Annotated in this window: 16 protein-coding genes; 9 read left to right on the top strand and 7 right to left on the bottom strand. The window is 72.4% G+C overall.

Translation table 11 applies throughout. From position 1 onward, the window contains the following. On the top strand, positions 1 to 3,147 hold the full coding sequence (locus JMJ56_RS07215; protein ID WP_202830957.1) for an efflux RND transporter permease subunit: 3,147 nt from the start codon (positions 1 to 3) through the stop codon (positions 3,145 to 3,147). Between the two features lie 8 nt (positions 3,148 to 3,155). After that, positions 3,156 to 4,346, top strand: coding sequence for a TolC family protein (locus tag JMJ56_RS07220; RefSeq protein ID WP_202830958.1), 1,191 nt, complete (start codon positions 3,156 to 3,158; stop codon positions 4,344 to 4,346). Here JMJ56_RS07220 and JMJ56_RS07225 read toward each other — a convergent pair whose 3' ends face one another. The 5 genes from JMJ56_RS07225 to JMJ56_RS07245 all read right to left on the bottom strand — a co-directional run bounded on the left by JMJ56_RS07225 (position 4,347) and on the right by JMJ56_RS07245 (position 9,058). After that, positions 4,347 to 4,934: an ABC transporter substrate-binding protein gene (locus tag JMJ56_RS07225; RefSeq protein WP_202830959.1), complete on the bottom strand. Its 588-nt coding sequence runs from the start codon at positions 4,932 to 4,934 to the stop codon at positions 4,347 to 4,349. Between the two features lie 62 nt (positions 4,935 to 4,996). Beyond that, positions 4,997 to 5,998, bottom strand: coding sequence for a tryptophan--tRNA ligase (gene trpS, locus JMJ56_RS07230; protein ID WP_202830960.1), 1,002 nt, complete (start codon positions 5,996 to 5,998; stop codon positions 4,997 to 4,999). A 32-nt stretch (positions 5,999 to 6,030) separates the two neighbouring features. Next, positions 6,031 to 6,231, bottom strand: a complete 201-nt coding sequence (locus JMJ56_RS07235; protein WP_202830961.1) for a heavy-metal-associated domain-containing protein — start codon at positions 6,229 to 6,231, stop codon at positions 6,031 to 6,033. Continuing rightward, on the bottom strand, positions 6,225 to 6,626 hold the full coding sequence (locus JMJ56_RS07240) for a MerR family transcriptional regulator (RefSeq protein WP_202830962.1): 402 nt from the start codon (positions 6,624 to 6,626) through the stop codon (positions 6,225 to 6,227). Before JMJ56_RS07240 ends, JMJ56_RS07235 begins: the two co-directional genes overlap by 7 nt. Next, entirely contained in the window at positions 6,623 to 9,058 is a 2,436-nt protein-coding gene (locus JMJ56_RS07245; RefSeq protein WP_328702302.1) for a heavy metal translocating P-type ATPase, read from the bottom strand. The genes JMJ56_RS07240 and JMJ56_RS07245 overlap by 4 nt, the downstream gene beginning before the upstream one ends. Between JMJ56_RS07245 and JMJ56_RS07250 the strand changes: the two genes are divergently transcribed. Together JMJ56_RS07250 and JMJ56_RS07255 are read left to right on the top strand one after the other, a co-directional pair. Next, positions 9,057 to 9,776 carry a hypothetical protein gene (locus tag JMJ56_RS07250; RefSeq protein WP_202830963.1) on the top strand — a complete coding sequence of 240 codons (720 nt, stop codon included), beginning with the start codon at positions 9,057 to 9,059 and terminating at the stop codon, positions 9,774 to 9,776. The genes JMJ56_RS07245 and JMJ56_RS07250 overlap by 2 nt on opposite strands. 2 nt (positions 9,777 to 9,778) lie before the next feature. Beyond that, positions 9,779 to 10,873: a trypsin-like peptidase domain-containing protein gene (locus tag JMJ56_RS07255; protein ID WP_236037551.1), complete on the top strand. Its 1,095-nt coding sequence runs from the start codon at positions 9,779 to 9,781 to the stop codon at positions 10,871 to 10,873. Here the strand turns inward: JMJ56_RS07255 and JMJ56_RS07260 are convergent. Beyond that, positions 10,854 to 12,002 (bottom strand): MFS transporter, encoded by a 1,149-nt coding sequence (locus tag JMJ56_RS07260; RefSeq protein ID WP_202830964.1) that lies wholly within the window; start codon positions 12,000 to 12,002, stop codon positions 10,854 to 10,856. The genes JMJ56_RS07255 and JMJ56_RS07260 overlap by 20 nt on opposite strands. 104 nt (positions 12,003 to 12,106) lie before the next feature. On the opposite strand from JMJ56_RS07260, the gene JMJ56_RS07265 reads away from it, so the two are divergent. Beyond that, positions 12,107 to 12,637 carry a GNAT family N-acetyltransferase gene (locus JMJ56_RS07265; RefSeq protein ID WP_202830965.1) on the top strand — a complete coding sequence of 177 codons (531 nt, stop codon included), beginning with the start codon at positions 12,107 to 12,109 and terminating at the stop codon, positions 12,635 to 12,637. A 63-nt stretch (positions 12,638 to 12,700) separates the two neighbouring features. Here the strand turns inward: JMJ56_RS07265 and JMJ56_RS07270 are convergent, their stop codons facing one another. Then, positions 12,701 to 13,633, bottom strand: coding sequence for a hypothetical protein (locus tag JMJ56_RS07270; RefSeq protein ID WP_236037552.1), 933 nt, complete (start codon positions 13,631 to 13,633; stop codon positions 12,701 to 12,703). Between the two features lie 142 nt (positions 13,634 to 13,775). Here JMJ56_RS07270 and JMJ56_RS07275 point away from each other — a divergent pair, with 142 nt between their 5' ends. The 4 genes from JMJ56_RS07275 to JMJ56_RS07290 all read left to right on the top strand — a co-directional run bounded on the left by JMJ56_RS07275 (position 13,776) and on the right by JMJ56_RS07290 (position 16,608). After that, positions 13,776 to 14,684, top strand: coding sequence for a sulfite exporter TauE/SafE family protein (locus JMJ56_RS07275; RefSeq protein ID WP_202830966.1), 909 nt, complete (start codon positions 13,776 to 13,778; stop codon positions 14,682 to 14,684). Then, positions 14,681 to 15,421, top strand: a complete 741-nt coding sequence (locus tag JMJ56_RS07280) for a TIGR02186 family protein (protein WP_202830967.1) — start codon at positions 14,681 to 14,683, stop codon at positions 15,419 to 15,421. The genes JMJ56_RS07275 and JMJ56_RS07280 overlap by 4 nt, the downstream gene beginning before the upstream one ends. Further along, positions 15,421 to 15,921: a universal stress protein gene (locus JMJ56_RS07285; RefSeq protein ID WP_202830968.1), complete on the top strand. Its 501-nt coding sequence runs from the start codon at positions 15,421 to 15,423 to the stop codon at positions 15,919 to 15,921. Before JMJ56_RS07280 ends, JMJ56_RS07285 begins: the two co-directional genes overlap by 1 nt. A 450-nt stretch (positions 15,922 to 16,371) precedes the next feature. Then, positions 16,372 to 16,608, top strand: a complete 237-nt coding sequence (locus JMJ56_RS07290; RefSeq protein WP_202830969.1) for a hypothetical protein — start codon at positions 16,372 to 16,374, stop codon at positions 16,606 to 16,608. Positions 16,609 to 16,678: the final 70 nt, after the last annotated feature.

Here is a 16,678-nt window from a genome sequence, read left to right on the forward strand (position 1 = left end):
ATGCTGATGCGCCTTGTGGCGCTGGCCTTGCGCCAGCGGCTGATCGTCGCGCTCGCCACGCTCGGGCTGATCGCCTGGGGGGTGAACGCCTATCGCAAGCTGCCGATCGACGCCTTCCCCGACGTCTCGCCGACCCAGGTGCTGGTGGCCATGCAGGCGCCCGGCCTGCCGCCGGAAGAGCTCGAGACGCAGGTAACCAACCCGGTCGAGCTGGCGATGAAGGGCATTCCCGGCCTCGTCAACATCCGTTCCATCACGCGCTACGCGACGGCGCTGATGACCTTCGAATTCGCCCCTGGCACCGATATCTACTGGGCGCGGACGCAGGTGGACCAGCGGCTCGACGACCTCGAATCGCAGTTCCCCGACGGCGTCTCGGGCGGCCTCGCCCCGGTCATCACGCCGCTCGGCGAGATGTTGATGTTCACCCTTGAGGGCGGCACGCTCTCGCCCATGCAGCGGCGGACGCTGCTCGACTGGGTGATCCGCCCGCAGCTCCGCGGCCTGCCGGGCGTCGCCGACGTCAACACCCTCGGCGGCCATGTACGGACCTACGAGGTGGCGCCCGACCCGGCGGCGATGGCGGCGCGCGGCATCACCACCGCGATGCTGGCGGAGGTGCTCGGCCAGAACAACCGCAACGACGGCGCCGGCCGCGTGCAGGACGGCGAGGAGGCGCTGCTGGTGCGCGCTGAGGGCCGCATCCGCACGCTGGAGGATATCCGCTCCATCGTCGTCGTCTCGCATCCGACGGGCGTGGTGCGCGTCGGCGACATCGCCGATGTCCGCTTCGGCGCGCTGGCGCGCAACGGCGTCGTCACCCGCAACGGCGAGGGCGAGGCGGTGTGGGGCATCGTGCTCGGCCTGCGCGGCGCCAATGCGCGCACCGTGGTCAACGGCGTCACCGCCAAGCTGGCCGACATCCAGAAGACGCTGCCTGAGGGCGTCAAGATCGATATCTTCTACGATCGCAACGACCTGATCGAGAAGGCGGTCTGGACGGTCCAGAAAGTGCTGCTGGAGGCGATCGCCCTCGTCACCGTGCTGCTGATCCTATTCCTCGGCAATCTCCGCGCGGCGCTGGTCGTCTCGCTCGCCCTGCCGCTCTCGGTGCTGGCGACCTTCGGGGTGATGTCGCTCTACGGCCTCTCGGCCAACATCATGTCGCTCGGCGGCCTCGCCATCGCCATCGGCCTGCTGGTCGACTGCGCCGTTGTGGTGGTTGAGAACGTGGCGCACCGCCTGGCCGGGATGGAGGGCAAGCCGGGCCTCAAGGCGCGCAGCCAGGCGACGCTGGAGGCGGTGCAGGAGGTGGCGGTGCCGCTGGTCTCGGGCGTGGTCGTCATCGTCACCGTCTTCGTCCCCCTGCTCTCGCTGCAGGGGCTGGAGGGGCGGCTCTTCGGCCCGGTGGCGCTGACCATCATCTTCGCCCTCTGCGCCGCGCTGCTGCTCTCGCTCACCGTCGTTCCGGCGCTCGCCGCCTCGGTGCTGAAGGCAGGCGGGCACGCGAAGGAGCCCTGGCTCGTCCGCCGCCTGCACGCCATCTACGACCCCTTCCTCGCCTGGGCGATGAAGAACCCGTTGAAGGTAGGCGGCGCGGCGCTGGCCGGGCTGGGCCTCGCGGTGTTCCTGTTCGGCCGCATCGGCTCCACCTTCATGCCGGTGATGGACGAGGGCACGCCGGTCCTCACGCTGCGCAAGCATCCGACCATCAATGTCGAGCAGGCCGCCGAATCCGACCTGCTGCTCCAGCGCGAGATCATGCAGCGGGTGCCCGAGGTGCGCGGCATCATGGGCCGCGCCGGCGCCGACGAGCTGGGCATCGACCCGGTCGGGTTGAACGACAGCGACCTGTTCCTCAACATCGCCCCGCGCGAGGAGTGGCGCGACAAGAAGAACCGCGACTTCGTCATCGACGAGGTGCGCAAGGTGCTCGATGCCTTCCCCGGCATCTCCTATGCCATCAACCAACCGATCGACATGCGGGTGCAGGAGATGATCATCGGCGCCCGCGGCGACGTGGTGGTGAAGGTCTTCGGCTATTCCATCGGCGAGCTGAACAAGATCGCCCGGCAGGTGGAGGAGGCGGTGCGCAGCATCCAGGGCTCCTCGGACGTCTTCGCGCTGCGCAACGAGGGGATGAAGTACCTCCGCGTCGAGATCGACCGCTTCGCCGCCGGGCGTCTCGGCCTCAACGTGCGCGAAGTGCAGCAGGCGCTGCGCGTCTGGGTGGACGGGCGCGACATGGGGCTGGTGCTGGAGCAGGAGCGGCGCATCCCGCTGATGCTGCGCGGCGAGGGCAGCCTGCGGCGCTCCGCCACCGACCTGCAGCGGCTGGTGCTTGCCCTGCCGGGCGGGCGCACCGTGGCGCTCTCCCAGGTGGCGCGCATCGCCGAGGAGGAGGGGCCGATCCAGGTGATCCGCGAGGGCACGCAGCGCTATGCCACCATCCTCGCCAATGTCCGCGGGCGGGACCTGGTCGGCTTCGTCGCCGAGGCGCAGGCGGCGGTCGCGCAGCGGGTGGAGCTGCCGCCCGGCTACCGGATGGAATGGGGCGGGCAGTTCGAGAACCAGCAGCGCGCCTCGGCTCGCCTCGCCATCGTCGTGCCCATCGCGCTCGGCATGATCTTCCTGCTGCTCTACTTCACCTTCGGCTCGGCGCGGCAGGCGGCGCTAGTCTTCTGCAACGTGCCCTTCGCCGCGATCGGCGGCGTGGTGGCGCTCTGGCTCTCGGGCGAGTTCCTCTCGGTGCCCGCCTCGGTCGGCTTCATCGCGCTGATCGGCATCGCCGTGCTGAACGGCGTGGTGCTGGTCTCCTACATCAACCGGCTGATCGCGGAGGAGGGGCTGGCGCTGGCCGATGCGGTGCGCGAGGGGGCGAAGCGGCGGATGACACCGGTGATCCTCACCGCCACCATCGCCGCCTTCGGCCTCGTCCCCTTCCTCTTCGCCACCGGGCCGGGGGCGGAGATCCAGCAGCCTCTGGCCGTGGTCGTCATCGGGGGCCTGGTCACGGCGACGGTGCTGACGCTGGTGCTGCTGCCGATCCTCTACGCCCGCTTCGCCCTGCCGAAGGCCGAGGCCGAAGCGGCACCAGCCGCCAGAACAGCGCCCCCGGCCGGCGCCAAGCCAGTGCCTGCCGAGTGATGCCGCCGATGCGTCCGATCCTGCTTCTGCTCGCCCTCCTGCTCGCGCCGATTGCTGCCGGGGCGCAGGGCGACTCGCTCCTTGCCCGGCATCTTGATCAGGCGGTCTCGCTCGATGCCGCCAGCCGCGGCCTTGCCGCCCAGCGCGGGGCGGTGGCGGCGCGGAGCGCCACGGTGCGCTCGCCCATCGCCGGCTCGCCCGCCGTCAGCGGCGCCTGGCGCACCGATACGCGCGGGCCGCGCGAGGCGCTGCAATTCGACCTGGAAGTGGGCGCCCCGATCTGGTTGCCCGGCCAGCGCAGCGCCCTCGGCAACGCCGTGGCGACGGGCGTTACCGAGGTGGAAAGGCAGATCGCCCAGCGCCGGCTGGAACTGGCCGGTCTGCTGCGCGAGTACTGGTGGAACGCGGTGCTGGCAGCGCGCGACCAGCGCCTCGCCCGCGACCGGCTGGCCACGGCGCGCGACATCGCCCGCGACGTGGCCCGCCGCGCCCAGCTGGGTGACATCCCGCCTTCCGACAGCCTGCTGGCGCAGAACGAGACGCTGGCGGCGGAGCTGGCCTTGGCCGATGCCGAGGCGGCTTTGGTCGCCGCCCGCGCCGTCTACGCCACGTTGACCGGCGGCGCCGAGCCCGACCTGCCGCCGGAGCCGCCGGCGCCGCGTACGGCGCGCCATCCATTGCTGGCGGCCGCCGAGGCAAGCCTCGCCCGCGCCGAGGCGGAGGCCCGGCTGGTGGCAGCGACGCCGCGCGACAACCCGGAACTCGGCGTCTTCGGCCAGAGCCAGAACGGCAACGTGACGGAGCAGGGCGTCTCGCTCGGCCTCCGCCTCCGCCTGCCGCTGGCGACCGAGGCGCGCAACGCCCCCCGCCGCGCTGCGGCCGAGGCCGACATCACCCGCACCACGGCGGTGCTGGCCCAGCAGCAGCGGCTGGTGAGGGCCGGGGTGCTGGCGGCCGAGCAGGCGCTGCGTGCGGCGGAGGAGGCCTTCCGCATCGCCCGCCAGCGCCTTTCTGTCGCCGACCAGCAGCTCGATACCGCGCGCCGGGCCTTCCGCGCCGGCGAGACCGGCATCTTCGACCTCTACCGGGTGCGGCAGCTCCAGCTGGAAGCGGCCGGGGCGGAGGCGCGGGCCTCGGTCCAGCTCGGCCGGGCACGGTCCAGGCTCAATCAGGCGGTGGGGTATGCGCCGGGGCTGTGATCAGCCCCGCAGCGCCTCCGCCGTCCGCCGCCGCAGTTCGGCGACCAGCCGCTGCGCCCCGCCCTCGCGCAGGAGCCCCGCGAATTCGGAGCGGCGGCTGGCCAGCTCGCTGATGGTGCCCGTCAGGTAGATATCGACGATGCGGCCCTCGCGCAGCAGGTAGTTGATCTGCACCGGCGAGTCGCTTGGGCGGATGATCCGCGTGTTGACGATCACGTCGCCATTCGGCCGCGGCGCGCTGCCCTCGATCTCGAAGCTCTCGCCGCCATAGCCATCGAAACGGCTGGCATAGGTGGCGATGGACCAGTCGCTGAAAGCCGTCACCAGCGCCTGCTGGTCGGCTGGGGAGAAGGTGGTCCAGGGCGGGCCGACGGCGATGCGCGTCATGGCCGGCAGGTTGAAGACCTGCTCCATCACCGGCCTGAGGCGCTGCTCCCGCCCGCGGACGCCGAGGCTGCGGGCATTCTTCATCACGTCGAGCAGGGCGGCGTTGAGCCGCTCGATGGGCGCCGTCTGCGCCTGGGCGGCGGGGACGAGGGAGAGGGCCGCGAGCGCGGCAAGCAGGGTGCGGCGGGAGGGCGTGTTCATGCGGCGCCCTCTAGCATGGGGCGGCCCCGGCCCGCGATCCGGGGCCGGGATCACATCAGCCTTTACCGCGGCAGGAAGCCGACGATCCGCTCCGCCTCGGTGACGATGGGGTCGGCGATGGCGGCGGCGCGGTCGGCGCCCAGGCGAAGCGCCGCGTCGAGCGAGGCCGGATCGTCCAGCAGGCGGCGCATCTCGGCCTGAATCGGCGAGAGATGGGCGACCAGCGCCTCGGCCAGAACCTCCTTGAAGGCGCCGAAGCCCTTCCCGCCATGCTCGCGCAGCACGCCGTCGGGCGTGGTGCCGCCAATGGCGGCGAGGATGCCGACGAGGTTGCGCGCCTCGGCCCGGCCCTCGAGCCCGGCCACCGAATCGGGCAAAGGCTCCGGGTCGGTGCGGGCGCGGCGGATCTTGAGCGCGATAGCGTCGGCATCGTCGGTCAGGTTGATGCGCGACTGGTCGGAGGGGTCCGACTTCGACATCTTCTTGGTGCCGTCGCGCAGCGACATGACGCGGGCGGCGACGCCCTGGATCAGCGGCTCGATGCGCGGGAAGAAGCCCTCGGCGGAGAAGTCGTGGTTGAACTTCTCGGCGATGTCGTTGGCGAGCTCGAGGTGTTGCTTCTGGTCGTCGCCGACCGGCACCAGCGTCGCCTTGTAGGCCAGGATGTCGGCGGCCATGAGGTTCGGATAAACATAGAGGCCGGAGGAGGCCGCCTCGCGGTCCTTGCCGGCCTTGTCCTTGAACTGCGTCATCCGATTCAGCCAGCCGAGCCGGGCGACGCAGTTGAAGATCCAGGCCAGCCGCGCATGGGCGTGGACATGGCTCTGAATGAAGAGGATGCAGCGTTTCGGGTCGAGCCCGCAGGCGATCAGCGCCGCCGCCATCTCCCGCGTCTGGGCCGCCAGCTCCTTGGGGTCCTGCCAGACGGTGATGGCGTGCAGGTCGACGACGCAATAGATCGCGTCATGCGTGTCCTGCAGCGGCACCCAGTTGCGGATGGCGCCCAGGTAGTTGCCGAGGGTCGGGATGCCGGAGGGCTGGATGCCGGAGAAGACGCGCTGCATGGCGCGGTTGATCCACCTCCAGGCCCCGCAGGTCAAGCGGCGCTTGTGACCTTGTAGCCCTCTTCCTCCACCGCGGCCGCGACCGCACGGGGCTCGGCTCCGGTTTCCGCCCGGACGGTACCGGTGGCGAGGTCGATGGCGACCTCCGCCCGAGGGTCGAGCGCGCGGATCGCCTCGGTCACGGCGCGGACGCAATGGCCGCAGCTCATGCCTTCGACATGCAGGGTCAACATGGGTGCTTTCCTTCCAGCCCATCGAGGATGGGGCAATCGGGCCGGGCATCGCCGTGGCAATGCGCGGCCAGGTGACGCAGGCTCTCGGCCATGCGGCGAAGGCTCTCGGCCTTCTCCTCCAGCGCCGTGACATGGGCGAGGGCGATGGCGCGGACCTCGGCGCTGGCCCGGCCGCGATCCTGCCAGAGGGCGAGCAGGCGCCGTACCTCCTCCAGCGGGAAAGCGAGGTCGCGGGCATGGCGGATGAAGCGCAGCACGGCGATGTCTGCCTCGGCGTAGCGGCGGTAGCCGTTCGCCTCACGGGCGGGGCGGAGCAGGCCGATCGACTCGTAGTGGCGGATCATCTTCTCCGAGACGCCGGAGGCGCGGGCGGCCTCGCCGATGCTGGCGGTCATGGGCGCCACCTCGCCAGACGCAGGGCATTGGCCAGGACCGAGACGGAGGAGAAGGCCATCGCCGCACCGGCCAGCATGGGCGAGAGCAGGCCAAAGGCGGCGAGCGGCAGGCCGATCAGGTTGTAGCCGAAGGCCCAGCCGAGATTCTGCCGGATGGTCCGCAGCGTCCGCCGCGTCACCGCCAGCGCCGCCGGCACCAGAGCGGGGTCGGGCCGCAGCAGGGTGATGCCGGCGGCCTGGATGGCGATGTCGGTGCCGGAGCCCATGGCGATGCCGAGATCGGCGGCGGCGAGCGCCGGGGCGTCGTTCACCCCGTCGCCGACCATGGCGACGCGCTCGCCGCCCGTGCGCCAGGCGGCGATGCGGCCGGCCTTGTCGGCGGGGAGCAGGCCGGCGGCGGCCTCGGTGATGCCGAGGCGGGTGGCGACGGCGGCGGCGACATCGGGGCTGTCGCCGCTCAGCATGGCGGTCTTCGTGCCCATGCGGGCGAGGCTGGCGATGGCGCCGGCGGCGTTTGGCCGCTCGGTATCCTCGAAGGCGAGCAGGGCAAGGGCGCGCTTGCCCTCGATCAGCCAGGCGGGCGTCATCGTCGCGGGGGCGGCGAGGCCGGACGGGTCGGCGCCGCTCTCGGCCAGCAGGCGGGGGCTGCCGAGCAGCAGGGCGCGGCCCTCGACGGTGCCGGCGACGCCGCGGCCGGGCAGGGCGCGGAAGTCGGTGGCCTTCGGCAGCGCTGGTCCGGCGCGATCGAGCACGGCGCGGGCCAGCGGGTGCTCGCTGCCGGCCTGCAGGGCGCCGGCCAGGCGCAGCGCCTCGGCCTCCGTCACGCCCGGCGCGGTGGCGACCGAGGCGAGGCGCGGGCGGCCTTCGGTCAGCGTGCCGGTCTTGTCGAAGGCGACCAGGGTGATCGCCCCTGCCCGCTCAATCGCCTCCGCATCGCGGATGAGGATGCCGGCCCGCGCCGCCGCGCCCGTTCCCGCCATGATGGCCGCGGGCGTGGCGAGGCCAAGGGCGCAGGGGCAGGCGATGACCAGCACGGCGGTGGCGCGCAGCACGGCGGCCTCGGCCCCGGCGCCCGCCAGCAGCCAGCCGACCAGCGTCAGTGCGGCGATACCGATGACGACGGGGACGAAGACGGCGCTCACCCGGTCCACCAGCCGCTGCACCGGGGCGCGGCTGGCCTGGGCGGCGGCGACCAGGGCGGCGGTGCGGGCCAGCACCGTCTCGGCGCCGACCGCGCGGACCTCCACCACCAGCCGGCCGTCGAGGGCGATGGTGCCGGTGGAGACGGCATCGCCGGGACCGCGCGCGACAGAGCGGCTCTCGCCGGTGAGTGCGCTCTCGTCGATGCCGGCCTCGCCGTCCTCGATGCGCCCATCGGCCGGGATGCGCTCGCCGGGGCGAATGACAACGCGGTCGCCGATGACGAGGGCGGCGGCGGGCACCTCCTCCTCAGCGCCATCGGCGAGGCGGCGGGCGGTGCGGGGGCGGAGCGCCAGCAGCGCCTCGATCGCCGCCCCGGTCGCGCGGCGCGCGCGGGCCTCCAGGTACTTGCCGAGCAGGATGAAGAGGATGACGACCGCGCTGGCCTCGAAATAGAGGTGATGCCAGCCCTGCAGCAGCCCCCAGAGCGAGAGGCCGAAGGCGGCGCTGGTGCCGAGCGCCACCAGCAGGTCCATGTTGCCCGTGCCCGCCCGCAGCGCCGCCCAACCGGCCCGGTAGAAGCGGGCGCCGAGCCAGAATTGCACCGGCGCGGCGAGGGCCAGCTGCGCCCAGCCCCCCGGCATCCAGTCCTGGCCGAATGCCATTCCGATCATGCCGAGGAAGAAGGGTGCGGTGAGCAGCGCGGCCAACAGCAGGTCGCGCCGCTCCCGGCTGCCCTCGGCGGCGCGGACCTCCGGCGTGCTCTCGCGGAGCGTGTAGCCGGCGCGCTGGATGGCGACCGCCAGCGCCGCTTCCTCCGTGCCCGCCACAGCGCGGACCATGGCGCGCTCGGAGGCGAGGTTCACCTGCGCCTCCAGCACGCCGGGGAGGCGGCGGAGGGCGCGCTCCACCCGGCCGGCGCAGGTGGCGCAGGTCATCCCGGCGATGCCGAGGTCGAAGCGCGCCTCGGGCACCGTGTAGCCGGCGCGGGTCACGGCCTCGATCAGCGCCGGGAGGGGGACCGTGCCCTCGACGGCGGCCCGCTCCGTCGCCAGGTTGACCTGGGCCGAGGCGACGCCCGGCACGCGGCCGAGGGCCCGCTCCACCCGCCTGGCGCAGGTGGCGCAGGTCATGCCGGCGATGGGCAGGCCGAGGGCCTGCGGCGCAATCGCGCGGGTCTTTTCCGTCCCTGCGGCGTCTTCCCCGCTGGGGCGAGCAATCCCTCGCCGGTTCATCGCCGGCGTCGCGTCGGGACGGATCTTGGGGTCGGCAGGGAGGGGCGCTTCGGGCATGGCGGAGATATGGGGCTTCCCACAGTGGGAGGGTCAAGGGCTGGAACCGCCAGAGGTTGCCATCGCCGTCGAGGCCTGGCGCCAGGCCTGGCGGCCGGAGCGCCTCCGCCTGCTGCTGCTCGCCGAAAGCCATATGGCGGGCTCGGCGGCGGAGCTGGCGGCACCGCTCCTCCCTGCCCCGGGCTGGCCGATGCCGGCCGGCTTCGCGCGGCATCTCTATTGCCCGGCCTATGGCGAGCCTTCGCTGGCGCCCGGGGTGACCCGCAATGCGGGGACGCCGCAGTATTGGGGACTGCTTTCGGCGGCGGAGGGCAGCACGGCGCCGACCCGCGCAGCCTTTCCTGCGGTGGAAGCCCGGCTCGCCGCGAAGCTCGGCCTGTTGAAGCGGCTGCGGCGGCGGGGCGTCTGGCTGACCGATGCCTCGCTGGTGGCAGTTGCCGGGCCGGGCGGGGCACGGGTGTCGCCGGCCGCCTATGCGGCGGCACTGCGTGAGAGCTGGCGGCTGCATCATGGCGTGGTGCTGCCTGCCCTCGACCCGGCGGGGGTGGTGGTGATAGGCCTCGCCGTGGCCAAGGTGCTCAGGACGGAGCTCGATGCCGCTTTCCCCGGGCGCTGGCAGGCGGTGCCGCAACCGATGGGCGCGCGCGGGGCGGCAGCCGCGGCGGCGATGGTGGGGGCACTGGCCGAGGCGCTGCGGCGTCACGCGCCAGGCGATTGACTATGCTGCGCCCGCGTCCGACATCCCCGGCCATGCCGCACCCGTTCCGCCTCGCGCTGCTCTTCCTCCTGCTCCTGCCGGGCACTGCCCTGGCGCAAGGGCAGCCCTTCCATGTGATGAACCGCACCGGCGTGCCGGCGAAGGAGCTGAACGCCGTCCGCACCCCGCGCGGGGCGGCCAGCGACTGGGGGCGCAACCTGCTCTCGCCCGACCGGCCGCTGGCGCCGGGCGGCGGCTTCCGCGTCAACCCGGCCGAATCCGCCGGCTGCCGCTTCGACCTCCGCCTGGTGCTGGAGGATGGACGGGAGGCGATGCTGCAGAACCAGGACATCTGCGCCAACCGCGAGCTGGCGCTGGAAGCCGCGAGCCGCCCGCTGCCCTCCGGCAAGCCCGCGCCTGCCACCGCCGCCGTCGTGCCGCCGCCGCCGAACGTGCCGCAGCAGCGGCCGAACCCGAATGCCCGCAACGTCTCCACCGGCAGCGGCTTCCTCGTCGCGGCGGACCGTGTGTTGACCAACCACCACGTAGTCAATGGCTGCGACCGCATCGTCATGCGCGCGCCGGATGGCCGCTGGCTCGCCGCGGTGCCGCCGGCGCGGGTGGACAACGACCTCGACCTCGCCCTGCTCGCGGTGCCCGGCCTGCCGGGGCCGGCGTTGCCCTTCCGCAGCGGGCCGGCGGTGCGGCGGGGCGATGGCATCGTCGCCTATGGCTTCCCGCTGGCGGGGCTGCTCTCCTCCGACGCCAAGCTGACGCGGGGGGAGGTGAACGGGCTCGCCGGCCTCGCCGACAACCGTAACCAGTACCAGATCAGCGCCGAGGTCCAGCCGGGCAATTCCGGCGGGCCGCTGCTCGACATGCACGGCAACATCCTCGGCGTCGTCGTCTCGAAGCTGAACGCCCAGCGCATCGCCCGCGTCACCGGGGACATCGCGCAGAACATCAATTTCGCGGTGAAGGGAGAGGCGGCGCAGGTCTTCCTCCGCCGCGCCGGGCTCAACCCGCAGCTGGCGGAAAGCAGCGGGCCGGAACGCGGCGCGGCGGATGTCGGCGAGATCGCCAACCGCAGCACGCTCTTCATCCGCTGCGAGAAGTAACCCACCACAGCAGGCAGGCAGCGAGGAGCAGCGCCAGCCAGCTCCCCGCCAGGGCAGGCCCGGCGCCGAAGGCATCGATGCCGAGGCCGACCGTCAGCGGCACCGCGCCGAAACCGAGATGGGCGAGGACGAAATAGCCGGCGACGGCGCGCGCCCGCTCCTCGCCCGAGGCCGCCTCGGCCACCGCGGCAAGGCCGCCGGGATAGACGAAGCCGTAGGTGCCGATGCCGACCACGGCGCCGCCCAGCAGCAGCGGCGCCATCCCCCAGCCCGCCGCCCCCAGAAAGGTCAGCCCGGCGCCGAGCAGGAGCACGCCGAGGCCGATCCGCACCGCGCGCCGCGGTGCCACCTGGCGGAAGCCGCGCTGGGCGATGACGCCGATCAGCATCATGCCGCAGGCTGCGAAAGGTCCGGCGAGCGGCCGGCCGCTGGCGGCGAGGGTCGATTGCACGGCCGTCAGCACCGTGCCCGTGACGCCCCAGCCGGGGAGAATGGCGCAGGTCGTCGCCAGCGTCCCGCGCGGGAAGCCGGGGCGGCGCAGCCAGCCCTGCTGCGGCACCGCCAGCGTCTCCGGCAGGCGGGCGGCGAGGGCGAGCAGCACGAGGCATATGCCGATGTGCAGGGCGAAGGTCGGCGGCGGCCGCAGCGCCGGCCAGGCAAGGATGGCGGCCAGCGTCAGGATGCCGCCGGCGCCGAAGCTGCCGATGGTCGCCAGCGCGATAACCCCGGCGGCGCGGCGCCCGCCTTCAGGCCCGCCGCCGCCGAGTTCAGCTCCCCAGGCCGCTGCCGCACCGGCGACGCAGCCCATGCCAAGACCCTGCGCCACCCGCGCCAGGGCCAGCGCCGGGATGCTCGGCCAGAGGCTCAGCGCCAGGCTGGACAGCGCGGCGAGCGCCACGCCGAGCAGCACGCAGGGCTTTCGGCCGATCCGGTCGGGCAGCGGCCCGAGCAGCGGCGCAGTCACGATCACCGTCGCCGCATAGCAGGCGAAGGCGAGGGCCAGGGCGCCGGCGCCGTAGCCGCCGCGGGCCGCCATCTCGCCATAGAGCGGCAGGGGGATGGTTGTCGCCAGCCCGACGGCGCCGATGGCGAGGCCGACCAAGGGCACGGCATGGGCAGGATAGGGCAACGGGCGACTCCGGCGGCAGCCGGGCAGAGTGCGGCAAGCGACAGGGCGGGTGAAGGGCCCCGCCCGGTGGACAAGACGTCCCGCAGGCGGCAGGATTCGTTGCCATGACCGACCTTTCGCTTCGCGACAGCACCGCAGCCGACATCCCGGCGATCACCCGCATCTACGGCCACTGGGTCCGCCATGGCTCCGGGAGCTTCGAGACCGAGCCGCCGGACGAAGCGGAGATGGCGCGGCGGCGGGAGGCGATCCTGGCCGGGGGCTACCCCTATCTGGTGGCCGTCGATGCGGCAGGGACGGTGCTTGGCTATGCCTATGCCAGCGCCTACCGGACGCGGCCGGCCTATCGGTTCACAGTGGAAAATTCGATCTATGTGTCGCCTGAGGCCGGGCGGCGCGGCATCGGCCAGTTACTGCTGCAGGCGCTGATGGCGCAATGCGAAGCGCTCGGCTACCGGCTGATGGTGGCGGTGATCGGCGATTCCGGGAATGCCGGCTCGATCGGCCTGCACAAGTCTTGCGGCTTCGCCCATGCCGGCCTGCTGCCTGGCATCGGCTGGAAGCATGGCCGCTGGCTGGACTGCGTCCTGATGACCCGCGCTCTTGGCGAAGGGGCTTCAACCGCCCCTAAGTGATGGCGGGGCCGGGGGGAAGCCTCCCCCCAGCGGGGCGCGGGGGCAGAACCCCCATAGCCCGTTTTACGCGTAGCGCCGCGCCGCCAGGTTGGCGTTCCGCGTGCCCGTCCGCGCGCCCAGCACTGCGGCCACGGCGCCGAGCAGCATCGCCGCGAAGGCCCAGTAGGCAGCCACCGCGCCAGCCGTCGCCGCTGCATCGGCCGCTTCGCGGGCCTGGCGCTCGGCGGCCTGCGCCGTCTCGGTCGCCTGCTGCTCGACCTGCTGGATGCGGCGGGTCGCCTCATCGGCCGGGATGTTGTACTCGGCCGCCACCAGCCGGCCCAGCCGGTCGCGGTCACCCTGCGGCAGGTTGCCGTCGGTGACGCGGCGGGTCAGGAGCTGGCCGATCTCCGCCTTGCGCTGGTCGCTGTTCATTGCCGCCGGATCGCCGCCGCCGGTGCCGCTGAGGGCGTTCTGCGCGCGGTCGACGAGTTGCTGCGGGTCAATCTGGCTGGCGAGGCGGCTGGCCGGGCCGGAGGCAGCGGAGGCCGCCTGGCCGGCTGCCTGGGAGACGCCGCCGACGATGGAGGAGAGGCCCTGGGTCGCGGTCGAGGCGGTGCCGGCGATGACGTTGCCGAGCAGCACCGCCGAGAGCAGGTAGCCGATGGCCCAGACCGAGAGGCCATGCAGCGTGCTGTCGGTGCCGTCCGCGCTGCCCGAGAGCCGCGCCGCGACATAGCCGCCGACCGCGAGGCCGATCAGGTTCGAGATCAGCAGCCAGGCACCGGCGGCGATGCCAACGGTGGAGCCGCTCGGCGACTGGGCGTTGGTGGCGTCGACCGAGCTTGCGCCGATTGCGACGCCGAGAATGGAGAGCATGGCGCCCACCACGACGGCGACGATGCCGCCGGCGAGGATGGCGCCCCAGGAAACGCGGCGCGGCAGAGGCGCAGCGGTTTCCAACGAGCCGGTCATGGTGCCGGGCGTGGTGGTCGCGCCTATGGTTTGCGTGGCCATTTGTTGTATCCGTGACTGGTTGTGGCGGCTGAACGCCCGCCCCGCGCTGCGGTTCACGGCTTCTGGTTGCAGTTTCTGCCTTGCTCCCGCCACAGGCCCGGTTCAAACCCCCGGCCATTGCTTCTCTGGTCCGGAATTGCCGATGCAGGTCTACCTGCCGATCGCCGAGATGTCAGTGGACGCCTTCCTGCTGGTCGGCATCGGGTTCGGCGTGGGCTGGCTTTCCGGCCTGTTCGGCGTGGGCGGCGGCTTCCTGCTGACGCCGCTGCTGATCCTGATCGGCATCCCCTCCCCCGTCGCCGTGGCCTCGGGCGCCAACCAGACGCTCGGTGCCTCGGTCTCCGGCCTCATCGCGCAATGGCGGCGCGGCAATGTGGACGCCAAGATGGGCGGCGTGCTGCTGGTCGGCGGCGTGCTCGGCTCGCTGGCCGGGGTGCAGCTCTTCGCGCTGCTGCGGCGGATCGGCCAGGTCGACCTCGCCGTCTCGGTCTTCTACGTGGTCGTGCTGGGCACGGTCGGCGGGCTGATGGTGATGGAGAGCGTGCGCGCCATCCTCCGCCGGCGCACCGCCACGAAGCGCAAGCTGCACGAGCATTTCTGGATGCACGGCCTGCCGCTGAAGATGCGGTTCCGCCGCTCGCGGCTCTACATCTCCATCATCCCTCCGTTTGCGGTGGGCTTCGGCATCGGCGTGCTCTCGGCGGTGATGGGGGTGGGCGGCGGCTTCATGCTGGTGCCGGCGATGATCTACTTCCTCGGCATGCCGACCTCGGTCGTCATCGGCACCTCGCTCTTCCAGGTGGTCTTCGTCGCCGCCAACGTGACGATGCTGCAGGCGGTGCAGCTCGGCACGGTCGACATCCTGCTGACCATGCTGCTCCTGCTCGGCGGCGTCGCGGGAGCGCAGTTCGGCGCCTCCATGGGAACGCGGTTGCGCGGGGAGGAGACGCGGGCGCTGCTCGGCCTGCTGGTGCTCTCGGTGGCGATGAGCCTGCTTTGGGGTCTGCTGCGGCGGCCGGCGAACCTGTTCAGCAGCGGCCCCGCGCTGTGATCCGCTTCGCCCTGCTGCTGCTGCTCGCCTGGGCCGGTCCCGGCCGGGCGCAGGAGCTGCCGCTGGTCGCCGCGCTTTCGCAGAATGCCGTCGAGGTGACGACGGGCTTCACCGGCACCTCGCTCATGGTCTTCGGCAGCACCGAGGGGCCGATCGGGCCGGGCGGGGACGAGGTGCTGGTGGTCGCCCGCGGCCCGACCCGGCCGGTGGTGGTGCGGCGGAAGGTCCCGGTGCTCGGGGTGATCTGGGTGAACGGGCCCTCCGCCCGCTTCGCCGGGGTGCCGGGCTTCTACTTCCTTGCCGGCACCCGCCCGGCCTGGCAGGTGCTACCGGAGGAGGAGCGGCAGCGGAACGGCCTCGGTCTCGACAGCCTGCCGCTGACCAGCACCGGCGCGCGCTCGCCCGCCTTCCGCGCCGCGCTGCTCGAGCTCGAGAGCGACAGCGGCCTCTGGGTCGAGGATCCGGCACCGGTGGAGATCGCCGGCAGCCGGCTCTTCCATGCCCGGCTGCCGCTGCCCGCCGCGGTGCCGACCGGCGACTACCAAGTGGAGGTGCTGCTGGTCCGCTCCCGCCGGATCGTGGCGCGGCAGGCGCTCGCCTTCCGGGTGGACCGGGTCGGCACGGCGGACCGCATCGCCACCGTCGCGGCGGACCAGCCTTTCCTCTACGGTCTCTCCTGCATTCTGTTCGCGGCGCTGGCCGGCTGGCTCGGCAGCGTCCTGTTCCGGAGGGGTTGATGGGCGAGACGCGGGAGCAACAGGAAGCCGCGAGCAAGCGCGACCGGGTGTTCCTCGTGGTGGTGGATGACAGCCCGGAGCGGGCCGTCGCCCTCCGCTACGCCTGCCTACGGGCCCGCAACGGCGGCGGGCGGGTAGCCCTGCTGCGGGTGATCGAGCCCGAGGGCATCACCGAATGGGCCGGCGTCGGCGCCATGATGGCCGAGGAGCGGCGGGAGGAGGCGGAGCGCATCCTCAGCGGCCTCGCCGCGCAAGTGAACGAGATCACCGGCGGGCTGCCAATCCTGCTCATCCGCGAAGGGCATCCGCGGGACGAGCTGCTGGCACTGCTCAAGGAGGATCCGCGCCTTTCGATCCTGGTACTGGCTTCCTCCGGCGACGGCAGTGGGCCGGGGCCGCTGATCAACGCGCTGACCGGGCGCTACGCCACGCATGTGCGGGTGCCGATGACGATCGTCCCCGGCAACCTCGACGACGCAGAGATGGAGCGTGTGACCTAGCCTCGACCGCGAAGCCGGACTGCGGACGCGATAGCCGGGATCAAGCTCGCGACACCGGGGCATCCCAAGCCTGCGCCGGCCGTTACGGCATGCATGGGATATGGTCATCGAGCTTGGTACGCCTGCATGGGCAGGATGCCTTGGCCGAGGCGCTGGCGCCGGGCGGCGATGCTGTCCGCATTGCTGCTCCTGCCCGGCTGCGAGACCCTGAGCCGCATGGATTACCTGGATCAATTCTTCGATCCCAGGGCTTACGCAGCCCGGCATCAGCCTCGGTCGTCTTCCCCCGCTGGCCCCGGCCGTGCGGCAAGTCCACCCCGCGAGGTACCCCCCGCCGCAAGTCCGGAGCGGAAGCCTTCCCTGCCGGCGGCGCCCGAACCTGTCGACGAGACGGTGAGCCAAGCCTCCTCGGTACCAGAAGCGGGACGCGATCAATGGATCCGCAGCACCGTGCGGACGCATCCCTGGCTCGCCCTGAACTGGGCGCAATTGACGACCGCGCAGCAACAACAGGTCGAGCGGCAGCTATCCTATGCAGGCACCGCCGCGCCTACGGCGAACAGCGACCCTGCATCGGCTTGGGATACGATGGGTCTCGACGACCGCACCGAACTTGCCTTCGGCACCCCCGCCATGGCCGGCGTTGCTTCCAGCCGGGGTGACGGCTACGCGGAGCGGCGCCGCTAGAGCGATTTCCGTTCGCACCGGCTCTCGAATCTCGCTCTAGCCTGTTGTTTGGACGAGTAAATTACTCCGA

This window comes from Belnapia arida (assembly GCF_016773205.1).
Taxonomy (GTDB): Bacteria; Pseudomonadota; Alphaproteobacteria; order Acetobacterales; family Acetobacteraceae; genus Belnapia; species Belnapia arida.